Consider the following 18,900-nt stretch of genomic DNA (forward strand, 5'->3'; position numbering starts at 1 on the left):
ACACCGTAGGTAATCCTTCCAAGAAGATTCTTCGGAAAATGTTTTACAAGAAATAGATAAACCAAGCAGCGATAGCTGTGTGGTTTCGAATTTGCAACATTGCTTGCTGAAGGAACACCGTAGGTAATCCTTCCAAGAAGATTCTTCGAAGCCAAGAGTATGACTTCAGGTTTCGTGGTTTTAAGACTTTTCGTAAAACAGCAAGACTTCCAAATTGTACATAGTATTCTATTTTCACCAATTTATTCTCTCAATTAAACTGTTTCGGTCTAATGGAAGTAAGCGGAAAGTGCTAGTATGATATGTAGCCAATCTTTAGAAGCATTATTTCTAAGAAAAGCATATGCCCTTTTCATTTGTGTTTTCACGGTATTTATGGAAATATTGTTGTTTGCGGCTATTTCTGCATAACTCATACCATCCAATACATAAGAGGTGAAGATATTTCTACGGCTTTCAGGTAATTGTTCAAGCAGCTTGGGAACTTTAACTTGAGCAAGTGGTGCTTCTGTTATTTTAGTTTCCTCATGTTCATCAAGTGGCATTTTCTTAATCAGTAACTGATGGTTACGATGTTGCTTCAGATAACGTAAACTTAAATTTTTAACAGCACCTATCGCATAAGCCTTAAAAGTTTTTGTAACAGTTATATTCCTCCCTTTCTCCCAATATGATATAAAAAAGTCTTGGACGATATCTTTAGCAGCTTCTTGGTCTTTTACTACGCTATACGCATATAGGCACAAAAACGAATAATGTTCTTTAAAAAGTCTTTCAGTCTTAGATGAATCTGAAGGCTTGGAAAACTTCATAGATTTAAGATTGATTGGTTAACGTTTTCGGTTACTAATTTGATTGGTAGAGATTTCGAATATAAGGTTTTTGAAGGTAATTCAAAACTGTGCTTTTGAGGTTGAAAAATAAAAACATTTTTTTTGTCACCCTAAATCGCTTTTCTAGGAACATTATAATAAAGGCTTTAATATGTCTGAGATACATCGATTAAAAAAAATATTAAGAGCTATCAATAATTCTGAATCTATTGATGAAATAGATCTTGAAAACCTTACCAAGGAAGAAAGAGAATTATTACTGAAGCTGGTCCAGGAGGATATGGTAGGGGAGTCATTAACTTTTCTTGCTGATTTGGATACTGATAGGGAGTGGAATAAAATAAAGAAGCAGTTAGCTAAGACTGAAAATTCAGTGATTCGGATGCGAAAGTCTGTTATAAGATATGCCGCAGTAATAGTATTGCTTTTGGCATTGGGAATAATAATTTCTACAACATTAGGTCCAGATAAGAAAGAAACAGTGATTGAAAATGCGGTTACTCTGACAATAGGGGAGGACGATGTTAAGATTATTAAACGAAATGGAGAGCAATCCATTGTTACAGCTTCGGGTGAAATTGTTGGACACCAATACGGTAACAAAATTATTTATACTAAGGAAGTACAACAGGATAAATTGGTATATAATGAATTGAGCATCCCCAATGGAGAGTTATTTGAATTGGAGCTTTCCGATGGTTCATTGATTCACTTGAATGCAGGAAGTAAACTGCGATATCCAATTAGTTTTTTAAGTGAGAATAATAGAGAAGTATTTATAGAGGGAGAAGGATATTTCCAGGTTGCTGAAGATAGGGATCATCCCTTTATTGTCCACACCGACGGAATCGCGATAGAGGTCTTAGGAACGTCGTTTAATGTTTCCAATTATAAGGACAATAAGCAGGTAGAAACCGTTTTAGTAGAGGGTTCTGTACAACTTTATAATCCAAATGAATCAGGATCAGGGGTGATGCTAACTCCTGGTTATAAAGCCAGTTGGGATAAAAATGAGCTTTTGATGGAAATAAATGAGGTCTCTACTGAGCTTTATACTGGTTGGGTTAAAGGAGAACTGATTTTTAGTGATATAGCTTTTAGGGATATGGAGAGAAAGTTAGAGCGGGCATTTAATGTGACTATTGATAACAACAATCTAATGCTGGCAGAAAAAGTTTTAAATGCCAAATTCAACAAGGATGTGGAAGATATAGAGGGGGTGCTTAAAGTGATTAACGCCATTTACCCCTTTTCATATAAGATTTCTGGACAACAAATAATTATAAACTAAAAATAATAAAAGTATGAAATGAGAATCATTAAAGAAGATCACAGAAAAAACCGGAAAATGATTGGAGCATTTTCCGATTAATTAAACATGGATTAAAAACCCTATTCAAGATTATTTAACCCAACCAAAATTATGAATAAATTTTTTATTAGATGCTTGCGTCACTGGCAAATTCCCAGGATGGAAAAGAAAATTAAGCAGACACTACTTTTACTATTTCTTTTCTCATTAAATGTACAGGCTAATAGCAACCCTGTATCCACTAAGTTCTCATTGAACTTTAAAAATGTTGAATTAGAGCAGGTTTTGACTAAAATTGAGGCGATATCCGAATTCAGATTTCTATATGAAAGTAATCAACTGAATTTAGCTCAAAAGGTTTCTCTGAGAATTAAAGAAAAAGAAATAAAAGATATCTTAAAACTTCTTTTTGAAAAAACGAATATTCGTTTTAAGGTTTTAAATAGACAAGTAGTTTTAACAAAGGCTACGCCAACTCCATTGTCTTTAAAAGAAGAATCACAACCCCTTATCGAAAGAGAGGATTCCTATGTCCAGATTCAAGTATCTGGTACTATCACGGATACAGAGGGGCAACCTTTACCAGGAGCTAACGTACTAGAAAAGGGGACCACCAATGGTACACAATCTGATTTTGATGGAAATTTTATCCTCAACGTAAGCAATCGCGATGTAATTCTTGTAATTTCGTACTTGGGTTTTAAAACGCGGGAGATACCTCTATCTGGTCAATCAACATTATCAGTACAACTTGCCGAGGACGCTGCTGGCTTGGATGAGGTTGTCATTGTTGGGTATGGTGTTCAGAAAAAAGCAAATATTACCGGAGCAATTACTTCTGTTAAAGTGGATGAGCTTAATAATATATCTAATTCTAATCTTTCAAATACTTTGGCGGGAAGAGCGCCTGGAGTTGTGATTGCTGGTTCTTCGGGATTAACCGGAGCCAGTTCTTCCGTCCGAATACGTGGTGCATTTGGTGAACCACTTTATGTAATAGACGGAATAGTCAGGGATAAAGAAGCCTTTGATGCCCTTAATTCAAGTGAAGTTGATCAGTTGAGCTTTTTAAAGGATGCGGCTTCTGCTTCAATTTACGGAAGCAGGGCTGGAAACGGAGTGGTGCTGGTGACCACAAAGCAGGGTGTTAGACAAGAACCAACCTTTAGTTATCAAGGTTCGTTTACTACATCCTCCCCAACACAACAATTATTATCAGACCAAACGACTGCCACGGATGAGCTTATTTATCAAAACCGTGTGGCAGAATATATGGGAACCCCAATTCCTAATGGAGCCGAGGAGTTTGATTATTTTAAAAATCTTAGCTATAACGTTAATGATTTTATCTGGAACAATCCCCAAAGCAACAAGCATTCCTTAAGTGTAAGTGGTGGAACTGATAAGATTACCTATTACTCACTTGCCAGTTATCATGGGGAAAAAGGATCTTATAAGAATTTGAAATACGACAAGGTTAATTTGCGGTCTAATGTTACGGCGCAAATATCGGACGATATCAAGTTAAACCTAAATATATCGGCTAATCAAAGGAATCACAATCGCTTCTATTGGCCGTTTTCACCTGATGATGATTATGATGTGTCCGATTTATATAGGGTTACATTTAACTGGCCCAAGGTATATCCTTTTTATACTACGGCAGATGGTACCCCGGCAGATTATGTAACAGATTACCCAGTGCAAACCCCGATGGGTAGTTGGCTAGCATGGAGCGTTATCGATCAGGTCATTGGTGATCGCTATATCAAGACTAGACAAAGGGAGGTGAATTCGATTCTATCCCTTGATATAGATTTAGGGAAGTTGGTTCCTGGATTATCTACTAAGATCTATGGAAACTATCTGGGGTCTGACTATATGAGGAAAAAGTACCTAACTTTTCAAAAAAATTATGTGTTTAACCAGGCTGATCCTGATGGCAATAGATTTATTCCGGGTGCACCAGACCCTAATAAGACCAACACCTTTACATTTTCTAGAAATCAAGAGTTTTTGAGCTATGATATCAATACGCTTTGGAGTTATCAATTGAACTGGCAATTAAATTACATGAGAACTTTTGAGAAAAGTGATTTTAGTGGAATGTTGGTATTGGAGCAGGGAGAGAATGGAGGATATGGGGCTTTTGCCCAGGCAGAGGATCCAGTAACTAATTATGATCAGATGTTTGTTTACTCTACCGATTCTGAGCGTAGGTATGGAGACGGTTGGGAACAAGTAGGAGCACGCCAATCTGCTATAGGTCGCTTTAATTATAATTACGATCAACGGTATATAGCAGAGTTTTCTTTTCGGTATGATGGAAACACCTTATTTCCCAAAAATAAGCGCTGGGGATTTTTCCCGTCCATGTCCTTAGCTTGGCGACTTAATAATGAACACTTTATGGAAAAGTATGATACTTGGCTAGATGATTTAAAATTAAGGCTCTCATACGGAACCACGGGGAATGATCTGGATGTTAACAATAGAAGAATAAGCCCTTTTGGATTTAGACAAGTATATAGAAATGCCGGTTCATATATTTTTGGCAATAATTTATATAGAAGTATAGCTCCTGGGGTAACTCCTAACCCTAATTTAACTTGGGCGACTTCTACCACTTATAATGCTGGTTTTGATGCTGCTATTCTTAAGAATAGGCTAGTTACTATGTTTGATATTTTTTACAAGAAAGAAGAAGATATTTTAGGATCAAGATTGGTAACCTTACCAGATAACTACGGACAGGATCTTGCACCTGAAAATTACGCAGCAAGATCTTGGAAAGGACTTGAATTTTCGGCAATTTGGCGTGATATGCTGTTGGATAATGAACTTTCGTACTCTATAAATGCTAATATTGGATATGCAAAGGATCAATGGGATGTTCTGGATGAAGGAGCTTCTTTTCAAGAAGGAGGATCTCTTGCATGGCAAAGTAAAATAGGGCAGCCGTTAAATAGAATTATAGGTTTGAAAAATGTTGGGATGGTCAGAAGCCAGGAGCAACTAGATGAATTACTTGCAGCTGGTTTTAAACAATTTGGTAGAGACCCATATCTAGGAGCTCTTATTTTTGAGGATATTCGAGGCGATGGATATTCGGAGGGGCCCGATGGTAAGATTGATGGCAATGATATGCAGGTTCTTTCCAATAATGCAGCGCCACGTATCAATTACGGATTCGGATTTAATGTAGAATATAAAGGATTTGTGGTAAATACTCATTTTCAAGGAGTAGGGATGTATGACAGAATCATCTCTAATAAGGAAGGTCCTGGTATGCGTCAACACGGAGGCTCTATAAGACCATATTATCCAATATGGGCGAAAGATGTATGGACACCTGACAATCCCGATGCTAAATATCCTCGTCCGGTTGGTAAGAACTGGTATGAATCTGGTACTGGCGCTTCTTCATTTTGGATTAGAAATGGAGCATACTTGCGATTGAAAAACCTCAATATTGGTTATAATCTACCGGTTAAATGGACTTCTTTATTGAGTCTTAACCATGCGCAAGTATTCTTTAACGGAACCAATCTTTTTGCTATTTCGGAAATGAAAGAATTTCATGATCCAGAGCAGAAGGAATATGATTCATATCCTTTAATGAAGTCTTTTACATTGGGACTAAACATAAACTTTTAATAAAGATTAGAACATGATGAATATTCATAATAAATATAAAAAGACTTTTAAAGTTAGGCTATTAGCCCTAATAGCAACGTTTTTATTTAGTGCGTTTTGTTTTGTTGCTTGTGAGGATGTTTTGGATATAGAGGACATTAATAATTATGATCCAGAGCAGTTATGGAATGATGAAAACTTGGCCAATGCCTATATGGCAAACCTATATCCATTGTTTGGCAATTGGAGTGTTGGTCAAGACAGTTATTCCCAGCAATTAACTGGAATTCAGTTTTATCCTGATATGATAACTGTAACAAATGGTAATTTTAAATATTGGGATTATGAGCGCATTCGATTAATAAACCAAGCTATACAAGATGTTCAAAATGGTAGCTTGGCTCAAGAATTTAAAGATCAAATTTTAGGTCAGGCTTACTTCATGAGAGCCTACATTTATTTTAAAATGATAAAATATCACGGTGGAATCCCTTATATAAAGGTGCCACAAGATCGATATAATGATGATCTTTTTGTGTCACGAAACTCTACTGAAGAATGTTTTAAGTTTTTAGTAGAAGATTTGGACAGTGCTATATCTTTGTTACCAGAAAAGATTGATAAGGGATCCCAAAATTATGGGAAAATTGATGGGAATTTCGCATTAGCTTTTAAAGCGAAGGTTTTGCTTTACAAAGCGTCTCCGCAATTTAATCCGGCTAATCCTTGGTCTAATGCCCATTGGGAGGAAGCATACGCTGTAAATAAACAAGCATACGACCACCTATCTTCCCAAGGGTACGGATTAACAGAGGATTATAGTGATATTTTTCTTGAGGAAAGAGGACCAGAAGTAGTTTTTGCAGTTATCAACAGTTATCCCAATAAAACTGCAAGTTGGGATGCAGGTGTCCGTCCCGGATCTGAAAGCCGAGGACCAGCTTCCGTAACGCCAACATGGGAGTTTGTAAAAGAGTTTCCAATGAAGGACGGAAAAAGCTATAATGATCCAAGTGGAAAATATTTTAAAACAGACAGTGAATTTTTAATGGATTATTGGTCAGATAGAGATCCTCGGTTTGATAAGTCTATTGTTTGGAATGGGAAGCTTTATGAAGTGTCTGGTAAATCTGGAAAGCGACAATACACTGCACTGGGAGTAGCTCATGAATTAGATGATTTTGGAATTAATCCACAGGCGGCAGTTAACTCAACAAACCTTGATAGGTATAGTGGATTTTTTGTCTTAAAAGCCTCCAAACTAAGTTATACTCAGGCTGAGGTTCAGCAATACGACGTAGACTTTATTTTAATGCGTTTCGCGGAGGTAATGATCAATTATGCTGAAGCTGCCAATGAAACTGGAAGGTTTGATGAAGCGATGGAGATTCTTAGATTAATAAGAAAGCGGGCTGGAATTGAGCCAGGGCTAGATAATAATTATGGGATTACAGCTACTAGCCAAGAGGAAATGAGAGAGGCAATATTACATGAACGTAATATAGAATTTAGTTTTGAAGGTCATCGCTTTTGGGATTTACGTAGACTTAGAATGTTGGATCGCTTAGATAATACCACTAAATCTGGTGTTGAAGCAATTGCAATAAAAGCAGATGGAAGTGAAATGCCTATTGGAGAAGCCCGTAATAAGGCTGACAATTATGAACTGGTGGAATCTGACTTTAAATATTCCGTGCTTCAAGTACCATTTAGTGGCGTAAAAGTTAATTCTGTCCCTGAGTCCTATTATTTCTTTCCTATCCAACAAGGAGTTCTGGATAGGAACCCTAATCTCGAACAAAATGTAGGTTGGGGTGGTACATTTAACCCCACCTTAGAAGATTAATAGCTATCATCGCAAAACATAGTAGGGTAGAAAAGAAAGGGAAAGGGCGCTAAATGAATTTAACGCCCTTACCCTTTCTTATTTTAAAAAGGCTGAAAATTATTATTAAGCAATTTTACCTCCATAATTGAAAATTAGGAACTTTTAATTTCAATATATTGCTTCAAGAGTTATTTACTTTTGGGTTAAATTACACTCTATTAGCCTTTCACTTTAAATAAAACCGGTTTATATAATACTAATAAGGCAAGGGTATTATATGTATTTTTATGATAAAGAGGAAAATTTACTGTACTGCTTTTAATTAATTTTCAACCTACGCTTCCCAAACCTCCCTGAGAACAGCATCTAGATCCATTAGTGTTTGCTTACAATTGCCATTAAAGGAAGAGCCATGCATGGTAGCCAATGTTTTTGGGTTGAGGTCTACCAAACTCTGAATAATTTTTCCGGTGCGTTTGGTATAGGGGGTGTATCCCATTAGCGGGCCATTTTCAAACTCCAGTAAGGAACTTTTGTGCAAGGACAGGATATCCGAATCCGTTATGGGTTTTACATCGCCATTTTGGTGAAGAATATCCGAACAAAAAAGGGTTTTATTGGTTTCCTCAAACAATACGCCAGCATCCCAACCGTGGGGAAGATGAGGGGTTCTGATAAAACGAAACTTATGTTTCCCCGTAGTAATGGTGTCTCCCTGTGCCATGGCATGGGCAGGACGGATGGAATAATCACCCATATTAACCAAGGCTCCCACTTCACTACAGACAGGTAAGGCATTAGGAGCAATTTGGAGCCACTCGTTCAGGGCCCCGCACTCATCTACTTCAAAATGACTAAAGCCAATCCACCTAAGCGCTGAGGGGTTGATGAGTTTGCTTACGGCCTCACGTAGTGCTGGAAACATATTTTTCATCCCTGCATGGTAGAGCATGGGCTGATTGTCCATGATGAGGAAATGATTGAATTGTAAATTTATTTCTGGTACATAAAGGGAAATTCTGTAAACATCCGGTGCTATTTCGTGGATTTGCATGGTGTATGGGATTAAGGTATATGTGAAATCAAAATTATAAGGGTCCTGTTGTAATTCACTGGTAAGTAGGAGGTTGTGTTGTGTGTTGAGAAGGAATGGCTGGCTGGCACCTTCTTATATTTAATCATCTAAATTTATGCTAGTGTTATAGAATAGAAGAAACCATCCCGCTAAAACCTTTAGCGGGATGGTTAATCAATTTCCTCAGAGTCGTTCCAACGATTTGGTAGTGCTACTCATCAGTAATGCTATCCCCACAGTCTTGTGACATAAAACGGATTACATAGCTATTTTTATGACTTCTGCCAGTGAGGGGTTAAGGGAGTGGGTAGTGGCCCAGAGACTCCCGTCCTTCCCAAAAGTAATACCTGTAAGACCCATTATCCCAGTAGCTACCTCTTCAATATTCAATGTTTCTATATCAATTGCACTTATAGTACCACCTACACCTGTACCTAAGACTTCCACTGCAAACCAGCTTTGTTCATCTAGTTCTGCAACGTAGAGTTTTCCGTCGGGGCCAAAGGCTAAATCGATGATAGAAGTGAAACCTCCATCCAATAACTTCATGCAATCCGCACTTGTACCACAGGCAGCTCCCGATGCATTGGGAGATATTCGCCATATATTGGAGGCATCTGCAGGAGCCGGAAACCCTTTAAGCTCCCCCACATAATAATAGCCGTCTGGCCCCACTACTACAGTGGTTGGGACTGCTTGTGCTGGCAATTGAGGGGTGTCGCATATAAACGCGAAATCAGGATTGGGGCAGCCTACAAGGGCTTGTAGGTTGGCAGTAGATACCACTTCATCAGGGAAAATAGCCAAAAGCTTTATGTTCCCCTGCCTATCAACCTGAAGAAGGTCGTTTCCCCCTGCATCTGTTACCAATGCGGCATTGCCACCTAGGGAGGCTAGGCCAAAAGGGTTAGAATCTACCCCAGCGCCATCAGGGTCATGCGCTTCTTCAAAGGCAAATAGGTCGGCAATGAGTTTGCTATTGCCATTAGAGACCCGATGTAAACCTTGGCCCGTATTAATGACAGCCCCGTCGGGTCCGCCAATAGCGCCCGTGATGGCCCACATAGAGCCGGTTCCAATAGGGGCAACGTCAGTAACACCAAGCAAAGGAATGTTGGTAGTGCCCGTAGCGTTGGCAATTCCAGCGCCACCGTCCGCAACCAAAATGTCCCCGTTAGGGGCGGTTGCAAGACCAAAAAGGGGTGTGATGAAACCCTCGGAGCTCATTTTTTTACCTGCTTTGGCTGTAATAGCTCCATGTTCTAAGATGGCTTCGGGGGTAATAGACTCTTTACTACATGCCGTTAATAATAAGAGGGACAGGGTTAGGACCCCGAAAATGGATAAATTTTTCATAATTACATGTTTTAATTAAATGAAAACTCTTTTAGTAAAATACTCTAAGTCGGAATGAAATTATTCCTAACAAGCTGAAGAGGGGTCGCAAGAAACCGTCATAAGTGCTTTCTATAAACAAAGAGCACTTTAAAATGGGAGAGTGTAAATAGAAGGTAAATCAAAAAAACAGGTTGATTGTCAGTCTCTTATAAATGTATGGTTTTTTGTGGATAACCCCAAATGAAAATAGGAAACAATTAATAAATATTTAAAGTTGTGGGAGGGATCTCATCAAACTTTAAATAAAAGGGCGGCTATTGGAGTATTGGTCATTTCCTTTGTTGTGGTAGATTTACCTTCCCAATTTATTTGGTTTTAGGCTGAGAAACTTGTCCTGCTGTCATGGGAGTGTATAGAAGCTAAAAATGAATACTGGGATTCTTCACTTATTTGATTTGAACCTTAGGGAATAAAGCAGCCCTACTAAAGGAAAGGAAAACTCATATAAATAGAAATATGGCTAATTATTGGGGATGGCATATATTGTTTATACATTTTTCTATCTTTAGGAAAAATGATAGTGCATGGATACATTAAAAAGAAATAATGTAAAGGTAATTGGCAAGGGAGACCAAGTAATTATGTTTGCACACGGCTTTGGATGCGATCAGCAAATGTGGCGATATATTACACCCGCTTTTGAAGACGAGTATAAATTGGTGTTGTTTGATTATGTTGGTTGCGGAAAATCGGATATTGAGCAATATAATGAAGATCGCTACGGTTCGCTGCACGGATACGCCCAAGATATTCTTGATATATGCACTACACTAAACCTTAAAAACGTCATCTTGGTAGGTCATTCAGTAAGTTCTATGATTGGCATGCTCGCCTCCATTCAACAGCCCTATTTATTCCGGTCATTGATTCTAGTGTGTCCTTCTCCATGTTACATTAATAAGTCCGACTACATAGGAGGTTTTGAAGAAAAGGATTTACAAGGCCTTATGGAAGTTATGGAAAATAATTATGTTGGTTGGGCTAGTTTTCTGGCACCCGTGGTGATGAAGAATACAGAGAGGCCAGAACTTGTCCAGGAACTTGAAGAAAGTTTCTGCTCCATGGATAAAGAGATTACGGGCAATTTTGCCAGAGTTACTTTTTTTTCGGACAATAGGGAGGACCTTCCTAAGGTAAAGGTTCCGAGCCTTATTCTGCAATGTGCAGAAGATGACATTGCCAATGAAAAGGTGGGAGCCTATGTACATGCTAATTTAAAGAACAGTGTACTAAAGCCTATGAAGGCAACCGGACATTGTCCACATATGAGTCACCCAAAAGAAACTATTAAGTACATCCAACAATACTTGCAGAGTGAAAATATCGTTGCCTAGTTGAACTAATGAATTAAATGAATCCGTGAATATTAATCCCCCTTGTTATTTTTTTTCCTTTTCAGTAGATGGTTATTTAACACAAATTAACCAGATGATGCTAGACCATTTGGAATATAGCGAGGAGGAGGTCATTGGTAGCCTACGATTTGAGAACCTGCTAACAGGTGGTAGCCGTATATTTTATAAGACTCATTTTTCACCTATGCTTATGATGCAGGGTAAGGTAGATGAAATGTTCTTATCCCTAAACTCCAAATCGGGAATAGAATATCCAGTTCTTATGAATATGGTCTTATCTAACAATGCGCAAGTTCCGACGGTGCAAGCGGTAGGCCTTCACATGGCTAAGCGAAATAAATACGAGAAAGGTATTTTAGAGGCCAAGCAAGCGGCAGAAAAGGCGCTCAAAGAGAACGATTTGTTGTTAAAAATGAAGGCCAAATTAGAAAGGCATCAGGATTTATTAGAACAACAATTACGTGAATTAAAACGCATTAACCAAGAGCATGTGGAGTTCAATAAAGTGCTTTCCCATGATATGCAGGAACCGCTACGTAAAATGCAATTATTTGCAGGCCTTCTAGAAGATAAGATTGAGAAAGATCAAGTTGGAGAAGAATTTGGATTTTATCTAAAGAAGCTTCAAGGGCTGTCGGAGTATTCTCGGGACTTACTAACGAGGTTGCAGCGTTATCATTCCTTGGAAAGAAGGATGAACGACTTCACTACAGGAAACTTGGAGGAAATGATTAAGTCGGCCATCACTACGCTGAATATTCCTAAAATTCAACCAGATGTAAGCGGCTTAAAAGTGAAGGAAATTCGCGCAGATATACCTAAACTAACTTGGGTGTTGAAAGAATTATTATTCAATGCCTACCAGTTTAGAAGCGAGGATAAGCCCTTACATATTTCAATTGCATCCGAGCTTATCAAGGATAACTATTATAAGACTGTACAAGACGCCTACCGGTATACAGACTTCATCCAAATCCGGGTCAGGGATAATTCCAAGGGATTTCCAGATATTGATCAAGGTAATTTTTTTGGACTTTTAAATAAATTTCATAGAGAAAGCGGTAAGGGATTGGGGCTGGCTTATTGCAAAAAGATCGTGGATCTTCATGAGGGTCGTATTGAATTAAAAGACAATGCGGAGGGCGGGTCACAATTTATCATTTTACTGCCCTATTTACCCTAAGGTGTGATAAGGGCGAAATGATACCCTATGATAAGGCGTAATCTATTAGGAGTCCTAAAATTATTTTATTATAGTGTTTAACGAATCATGGGTAAACAACTAGTAGCATTGAGCCTATATTGGTATCGATAAGCACTATTATGAATTAACTATTTATAATAGGCAACCCCACGCCTAAGAACCCATTCAATATTCTATCTCCAATTCCTGGTAGGGGACTTCCTTTATAATATCGGGCCGATTAGAATCTATCTTGCGGCTATATAGGTCTTTACTGATAGGGTAGGCCTTTAGTTCAGAGTCGGGCATATCTTGCTTTATCACGGCTTCTATCTCGTTTTGTGATAGGCCTGCATGCAACCAGGTTTCAATAGCGTCATCCTGTAGAATTACCGGTCTTCTTTTTTTGGTATTGTGTATTTTTTCGAAGAGGGGAGTGGCCTCCTTGGTAAGAATCGTAAAGGTATTGTACCCATCCTTGGTGGTAGTATATATACCGGCAAGGCTAATAGGTTCTCTGTTGATTCGTTCAAAATAGAACGGGACTTTAAAATTTTTGGGTGCGGTATGGGGCTCAAAGAAACCGTCAACAGGAATAATACAGCGCTTGGAGTAAGCACTGTGCTTATAAATAAAATGATCGAAGAGTTTTTCGGAGCGGGCATTTAATCCGGCTCCAAACCTTGCAGCACCCTTATAATAAGTCTGATAATCTGCTCCCAAGCCATTTGCTGGCATAATGCCCCACATAGAGGGAGTAATATGCTGATTTTTTTCTTGGGGAATGATCCACATCAATGGATGGGCCCATCCGTTGGCGTGGTGGTACATTAAATTGTCTTCCACTGGAGTTTTCCCAACCAGCTTGGTTACATTGTAATATTTTTGCAAATCCTTGATGGAAGTGGTTACCCTAGTTCCAAAACACATAACTATAGTTTTTACTCACTTAGTGAAATTTGAATGCTGCGATACTTTGATCGACTTACTATCTTAATTTTCCAACCGTCCTCTCATGGGCCTGCCCGTACTATTCAGGCGGGCTTGCCATGCGTTAATTGTCTTAATGTAAGAATTAAATCCCTAAGGTAAGAATACAGAATGGGAATCCATAAAAATAGCTGGTTGCTGTAGGGAAAGTGCATGCATTGCTTTCTCCTTATTGTTTTTTTAAATAGCTTAGGCTCATATATTCTACGAGATGACCATACCAAAAAACACCTTGGCCCTATTAGCAGGTCCCTTATCCTTTTTAACCTTCCTTTTTTTTGATGTCCCCACAGATATGCCCCAGAACGCCTATCTTATGCTGGCAGCTACCTGTTGGATCGCTATTTGGTGGATTACGGAAGCGGTGCCCATTGCCGTAACCGCCCTAATACCATTAATTCTTTTCCCCATGGCGGGTATTATGAAAATAGAGGATACCACAGCTGCCTATGGGGATAAGTATGTGTTTTTGTATTTGGGAGGGTTCTTTTTGGCAATAGCGATAGAAAAATGGAACCTGCATAGGCGGATTGCCTTAAACATTATAAAAATTATTGGCACCAATATTTATAGGGTGATCCTCGGATTTATGATTGCTACCGCTTTTTTGTCCATGTGGATTTCCAATACGGCTACTTCGGTGATGATGTTGCCCATAGGGATGTCCATGGTAGCCCAATTAAAGGACAACCCTACCACCAAAGAGGATGAAAATGCTATTTTTGGAAAGGCATTGATGCTTGGTATTGCCTATTCTGCCTCTATTGGCGGAATTGCCACCTTAATTGGTACACCACCCAACCTGGTAATGGCAGGGTTTGTTCAGAAAACATACGGAGTTGAAATTACTTTTTTACAATGGTTTAAATTTGGTTTGCCAATTTCTATCATATTATTGGGGATAGCGTGGGTCTATTTAACTCGAGTTTCCTTTAAGTTTAAGCAGAAGGAATTTCCAGGGGGGAAACCAGAAATTAACCGACTCATAAAAGAGTTGGGCCCCATGCAATTTGAAGAGAAATTGGTGCTTGTGGTCTTTGTGCTTACTGCCTTTTGTTGGATTACACGCTCTTTTCTCTTACAGCATTTAATTCCGGGATTGGATGATACCATTATTGCTATGACGGCAGCGATTGTCCTCTTCATTATCCCTTCTAAAAAGAAGAAAAAAAAGCTTCTTTCCTGGTCCGATTCGGTGAGAATTCCTTGGGGAATTATCTTGTTGTTTGGTGGGGGAATGGCTTTGGCAGCCGGATTTCAAGAAACAGGATTGGCAATATGGCTGGGCAGTCAAATTGATCTACTGATAGGAGTCTCCCTCTTTTTACTGGTCTTTATCGTGATTACCTGTGTGAACTTTTTAACCGAAGTAACCTCAAACTTGGCAACAACCGCCATGCTATTGCCCATTTTAGCTCCTATTGCGGCTAAGTTGGAGATTGATCCCTATATTTTAATAGTAGCGGCCACCACAGCCGCCTCATGTGCCTTTATGCTTCCCGTGGCAACCCCGCCCAATGCAGTGGTATTTGGTTCTGGTTATTTAAGAATATACGATATGACGAGGTCGGGATTATGGATGAATATCATATCTATCATCATACTTGGACTCATGGTCTATTATGTGCTTCCCCTGTCTTGGGGACTTTAAAACCTATACATACTATATTTTTAGTCGCTAACCGCTAACCATCAACGGCCTACTTTTACCATAATCCTACGGGGTGTTGTATAGCTATCTTTTGGGTTACCCCTACTACCTTGTAAGGAGACAGGCTACCGCAGGAATATCAAGGTTCTGCAAAGGGGAGATTCATGGATATAAAAATGATGAATGATGGCTTTTACATCCAATATACTGATTATCATAGGTTAATTTTAAACGTTTTTGTTACCTTGGTAGAAAATGAAACTCCTGCTAATAGTTCATTTCCTATCTTTAAAGTGATGTGCTTTGGCCATTGAAAGGAAGGATGCTGAGAGGATTGTAACAGGGGTAGCATCTGAAATAAATAACCACCACTATATTTAAAATGCGAAATCCTTTATACTTAATAATAGCGATATGAGAAAAATATTGATATGGTCCATCACGGCAGCTTTAGCAGGTTTTTTATTTGGGTTTGACACGGTAGTTATCTCTGGTGCCGATAAAAAACTACAGCTCTTATGGGGCTCATCGGATGTTTTCCATGGAACTGTTGTAATGGCCATGGCCTTATGTGGAACCGTTATTGGTGCCTTGTTGGGCGGAATACCTACCAATAGACTGGGTAGAAAGAAAACCTTAATCTGGATAGGGGTGTTTTATACAGTATCAGCACTGGGTTCTGCCTTGGCAAACGACCCTATTAGCTTTGCCATGTTCCGATTCTTAGGCGGATTGGGAGTAGGGGCCTCCACTATTGCCGCCCCTGCCTATATTTCTGAAATTGCCCCTGCCAAGGATAGGGGGAAACTGGTAGGCTTGTACCAATTTAATATCGTATTTGGGATATTGGTGGCCTTCCTATCTAATTATTTATTAAGTGGGATTGGAGAAAATGCTTGGCGATGGATGCTGGGGGTAGAGGCTATTCCTGCATTAATTTATACACTTTTTGTGCTTTCGGTTCCTAAGAGTCCAAGGTGGCTGCTTACCAAGATGCGTACCGAAGAAGCAAAAAATGTACTTCAGGTTATTAATCCTGGCCAAGATGTAGAGAAATTAATGTTGGAAATAAATCAGGAAAATGAGAACAAGGTGTCGGGAGAGAACATTTTTATGAAGAAATACCGCCTCCCATTAATCCTTGCATTCTGTATGGCCTTTTTTAATCAGACTTCTGGTATTAATGCCTTTTTGTATTATGCCCCAAGAATATTGGAGGAGGCGGGTCTTGGGGAAAGTACTGCCCTATTGAGCAGTATCGGTATAGGGGTTACCAATCTTCTTTTTACGCTCCTTGGCATATTCTTAATTGATAGGCTAGGCAGAAAACAGTTGATGTATATAGGTTCCTTTGGCTATATAATTTCCCTTAGTTTGGTGTCTTGTGCATTTTTCCTGAATTGGGAGGGGATGTCTGTAGCCATATTCCTTTTCCTGTTCATTGCCGCCCATGCCGTGGGGCAGGGGACTGTTATTTGGGTGTTTATATCTGAGATTTTCCCTAATCATCTGCGCGGATCAGGGCAGTCTTTTGGGAGTTCAGTGCATTGGATTTTAGCGGCAGTTATTCCTTCCCTAATTCCCTTCCTATTCACTGCAATAGGTGCTGGGACTGTATTCGCATTCTTTGCATTTATGATGGTGTTGCAGCTGCTCTTTGTGGCCTTTATAATGCCCGAGACCAAGGGGATTTCCTTGGAGGCTCTTAGTAAATCCCTCAGTAAACCCAGTAGTAATAACGTGAAACAGTAGCATACATAAATTAATCTTTAATCTTCCTCTTTAGATATGATAAATAATAGATTAAAATTAGTTCTTGCCTTTGTGGGTCTTGGTTTAGTTCTTGCTTGTAAGGACCAGACGCAGAAGAATGAGTCCAAGGTTAAAGATATAAGCACGTTAGACTCGGAAGAGAAATTGTACCGCCCAAATTTTCATTTTACGCCCAAGGTGGGTTGGATGAACGATCCCAATGGTATGTTCTATTATAATGGGTATTACCATTTGTATTACCAACATTATCCGGATGGCAATAAATGGGGGCCTATGCATTGGGGCCATGCCATAAGCTCCGACATGATTACATGGAAAGAGCAGCCTATTGCACTGTACCCAGACGAACTTGGTTATATCTTTTCTGGTAGTGCTGTGGTAGACCTAGAAAACACTTCTGGGTTTGGGCCGGAGGGAGAAGTCCCTATCGTTGCCATGTTTACCTATCACGATCCAAAAAAGGCCGAAGCCAATAAAATAGATGTGGAGTCGCAGGCCATTGCCTATTCCTTGGATGAGGGGCTTAGCTGGACCAAATATTCAGGAAATCCTGTGATAGAGAATCCAGGGATCAGGGACTTTAGGGATCCCAAGGTATATTGGAATCAAGAACATGAAAAATGGGTAATGGTCTTGGCCGCCCATGATAAGGTACTATTCTACGGTTCCAAAAACCTTAAAAACTGGGAGTTACTATCGGAATTTGGCGGAGATTGGGATAGGGAAATTGGCACTCACGGAGGTGTCTGGGAGTGTCCAGATCTTTTTCCCCTACCCGTAGAGGGTTCTGAAGAAACCAAATGGATACTCCTTGTAAGTATAAATCCTGGGGGACCTAATGGGGGGAGTTCCACGCAATATTTCATTGGCGACTTTGATGGTACATCATTCACTATGGATAAGGAATTTGAAGCTGAGCTAAACAAGGGGCAGCACCATTGGTTAGATTATGGAAAAGATAATTATGCAGGGGTTACTTTTTCCAATATTACCTCTAAAGATGGAAGCATGTTTTATATGGGGTGGATGTCCAATTGGGAATACGCCAATGAAGTTCCTACCGAAACCTGGCGTAGTGCCATGACTGTGGCTAGGGAAATAAAAGTTATCAAAGATGATAAATCCTATAGGTTAGCGTCTATGCCGGTTAATGAAATTGAAGCTTACAAGGGGGTGCAGTATACTTTTAATGGGATAAAGTATAAAAAGGAAAACATTCAAGTCAATGGAGAAATGGCGCTCATCAACGTAGAGGAGGTTGATTTTTCACGCGCTGTAATTAAGTTTTCTATTGCAGACATCAAAAATAACAGCTTCACTTTTAAGCTGTTTAATAAGCAAGGGGACGTATTGTTATTTGGGTACGACGGTACAGATAACACCTTTTTTATAAATCGCAGTAAATCAGGTAAAACAGGATTTTCCGAAACCTTTGCTAATAAGAAGAGTATTGCGGAACGAGTTTCCACAAGTGAAAAACTTTCTGGAACTATCCTCTTGGATAAAACGTCCTTAGAACTTTTTTTTGATGAAGGATCAACCGTATTAACGGAAATCTTCTTTCCCAATGCACCGTTTACAACGCTATCGATTAAGTCTGTTAATCAGGGTTTTATGCTTAATCAATTGGAAGTAAATCAGCTTAGCATACCATAAAATTGGCGTTCTATCTAAGTTGGCAGATACATCAAAAAAATGCGCTATAGTTTCACTAGAAGTCAGGACCCTATGGTAGAGGCAATTTAACTATGGCTGTTGCTATGGTTATTGGTCTGGAAAAAGTACGAGTAGTATTTTCTTGGAGTGATTTTTTCCTTGGGATTGATGAGGTGCTAAGTAAAGGAGGTTTGTTTAGTAGGTTTTGGG

General features: G+C 39.2%; 12 protein-coding genes. 8 read left to right on the forward strand and 4 right to left on the reverse strand.

Features of this window, described 5'->3' with window-relative positions; translation table 11 throughout:
* Positions 1 to 269: 269 nt before the first annotated feature.
* Positions 270 to 812 carry an RNA polymerase sigma-70 factor gene (locus BV214_RS12310; RefSeq protein ID WP_086477814.1) on the reverse strand — a complete coding sequence of 181 codons (543 nt, stop codon included), beginning with the start codon at positions 810 to 812 and terminating at the stop codon, positions 270 to 272.
* 172 nt (positions 813 to 984) lie between these two features.
* Between BV214_RS12310 and BV214_RS12315 the strand changes: the two genes are divergently transcribed.
* The 3 genes from BV214_RS12315 (at position 985) to BV214_RS12325 (ending at position 7,627) form a co-directional block, all read left to right on the forward strand.
* Complete coding sequence (locus tag BV214_RS12315; RefSeq protein ID WP_086477815.1) at positions 985 to 2,124, forward strand: FecR family protein; 1,140 nt, start codon at positions 985 to 987, stop codon at positions 2,122 to 2,124.
* A gap of 180 nt (positions 2,125 to 2,304) precedes the next feature.
* Positions 2,305 to 5,802, forward strand: coding sequence for a TonB-dependent receptor (locus BV214_RS12320; RefSeq protein WP_217868740.1), 3,498 nt, complete (start codon positions 2,305 to 2,307; stop codon positions 5,800 to 5,802).
* A 13-nt stretch (positions 5,803 to 5,815) separates the two neighbouring features.
* The gene (locus BV214_RS12325; RefSeq protein WP_217868742.1) at positions 5,816 to 7,627 is read left to right on the forward strand and encodes a RagB/SusD family nutrient uptake outer membrane protein; all 1,812 of its coding nucleotides are present in this window, start codon (positions 5,816 to 5,818) and stop codon (positions 7,625 to 7,627) included.
* Positions 7,628 to 7,943: 316 nt separating this feature from the next.
* Here BV214_RS12325 and BV214_RS12330 read toward each other — a convergent pair whose 3' ends face one another.
* Both BV214_RS12330 and BV214_RS12335 read right to left on the reverse strand, forming a co-directional pair.
* On the reverse strand, positions 7,944 to 8,663 hold the full coding sequence (locus BV214_RS12330; protein WP_086477818.1) for an oxygen-binding di-iron domain-containing protein: 720 nt from the start codon (positions 8,661 to 8,663) through the stop codon (positions 7,944 to 7,946).
* Positions 8,664 to 8,942: 279 nt separating this feature from the next.
* On the reverse strand, positions 8,943 to 10,040 hold the full coding sequence (locus tag BV214_RS12335; RefSeq protein ID WP_086477819.1) for a ScyD/ScyE family protein: 1,098 nt from the start codon (positions 10,038 to 10,040) through the stop codon (positions 8,943 to 8,945).
* A gap of 566 nt (positions 10,041 to 10,606) precedes the next feature.
* Here BV214_RS12335 and BV214_RS12340 point away from each other — a divergent pair.
* A complete protein-coding gene (locus tag BV214_RS12340) occupies positions 10,607 to 11,416 on the forward strand; it encodes an alpha/beta fold hydrolase (RefSeq protein WP_086477820.1) in 810 nt (269 codons plus the stop codon).
* 94 nt (positions 11,417 to 11,510) lie between these two features.
* Entirely contained in the window at positions 11,511 to 12,620 is a 1,110-nt protein-coding gene (locus BV214_RS12345; RefSeq protein WP_086477821.1) for a sensor histidine kinase, read from the forward strand.
* 186 nt (positions 12,621 to 12,806) lie between these two features.
* Here BV214_RS12345 and BV214_RS12350 read toward each other — a convergent pair whose 3' ends face one another.
* Positions 12,807 to 13,550, reverse strand: coding sequence for an SOS response-associated peptidase (locus BV214_RS12350; RefSeq protein WP_086477822.1), 744 nt, complete (start codon positions 13,548 to 13,550; stop codon positions 12,807 to 12,809).
* A gap of 271 nt (positions 13,551 to 13,821) precedes the next feature.
* On the opposite strand from BV214_RS12350, the gene BV214_RS12355 reads away from it, so the two are divergent.
* From BV214_RS12355 to BV214_RS12365, 3 genes are all read left to right on the forward strand, one after another.
* On the forward strand, positions 13,822 to 15,261 hold the full coding sequence (locus tag BV214_RS12355) for an SLC13 family permease (RefSeq protein ID WP_086477823.1): 1,440 nt from the start codon (positions 13,822 to 13,824) through the stop codon (positions 15,259 to 15,261).
* Between the two features lie 414 nt (positions 15,262 to 15,675).
* Positions 15,676 to 17,013 carry a sugar porter family MFS transporter gene (locus tag BV214_RS12360; protein ID WP_086477824.1) on the forward strand — a complete coding sequence of 446 codons (1,338 nt, stop codon included), beginning with the start codon at positions 15,676 to 15,678 and terminating at the stop codon, positions 17,011 to 17,013.
* A 36-nt stretch (positions 17,014 to 17,049) separates the two neighbouring features.
* Positions 17,050 to 18,690: a glycoside hydrolase family 32 protein gene (locus BV214_RS12365; protein ID WP_086477825.1), complete on the forward strand. Its 1,641-nt coding sequence runs from the start codon at positions 17,050 to 17,052 to the stop codon at positions 18,688 to 18,690.
* The last annotated feature ends 210 nt before the right edge of the window (positions 18,691 to 18,900 follow it).

It is taken from the genome of Arenibacter amylolyticus (assembly GCF_002150785.1).
In the GTDB taxonomy this organism is placed as follows: domain Bacteria; phylum Bacteroidota; class Bacteroidia; order Flavobacteriales; family Flavobacteriaceae; genus Arenibacter; species Arenibacter amylolyticus.

Coding starts and splice junctions, on each gene's coding strand:
- BV214_RS12335 (WP_086477819.1), bottom strand. CDS start 10,040: ATGAAAAATTTATCCATTTTCGGGGTCCTAACCCTGTCCCTCTTATTA.
- BV214_RS12365 (WP_086477825.1), top strand. CDS start 17,050: ATGATAAATAATAGATTAAAATTAGTTCTTGCCTTTGTGGGTCTTGGT.
- BV214_RS12355 (WP_086477823.1), top strand. CDS start 13,822: ATGACCATACCAAAAAACACCTTGGCCCTATTAGCAGGTCCCTTATCC.
- BV214_RS12325 (WP_217868742.1), top strand. CDS start 5,816: ATGATGAATATTCATAATAAATATAAAAAGACTTTTAAAGTTAGGCTA.
- BV214_RS12350 (WP_086477822.1), bottom strand. CDS start 13,550: ATGTGTTTTGGAACTAGGGTAACCACTTCCATCAAGGATTTGCAAAAA.
- BV214_RS12345 (WP_086477821.1), top strand. CDS start 11,511: ATGATGCTAGACCATTTGGAATATAGCGAGGAGGAGGTCATTGGTAGC.
- BV214_RS12320 (WP_217868740.1), top strand. CDS start 2,305: ATGGAAAAGAAAATTAAGCAGACACTACTTTTACTATTTCTTTTCTCA.
- BV214_RS12315 (WP_086477815.1), top strand. CDS start 985: ATGTCTGAGATACATCGATTAAAAAAAATATTAAGAGCTATCAATAAT.
- BV214_RS12360 (WP_086477824.1), top strand. CDS start 15,676: ATGAGAAAAATATTGATATGGTCCATCACGGCAGCTTTAGCAGGTTTT.
- BV214_RS12340 (WP_086477820.1), top strand. CDS start 10,607: ATGGATACATTAAAAAGAAATAATGTAAAGGTAATTGGCAAGGGAGAC.
- BV214_RS12330 (WP_086477818.1), bottom strand. CDS start 8,663: ATGCAAATCCACGAAATAGCACCGGATGTTTACAGAATTTCCCTTTAT.
- BV214_RS12310 (WP_086477814.1), bottom strand. CDS start 812: ATGAAGTTTTCCAAGCCTTCAGATTCATCTAAGACTGAAAGACTTTTT.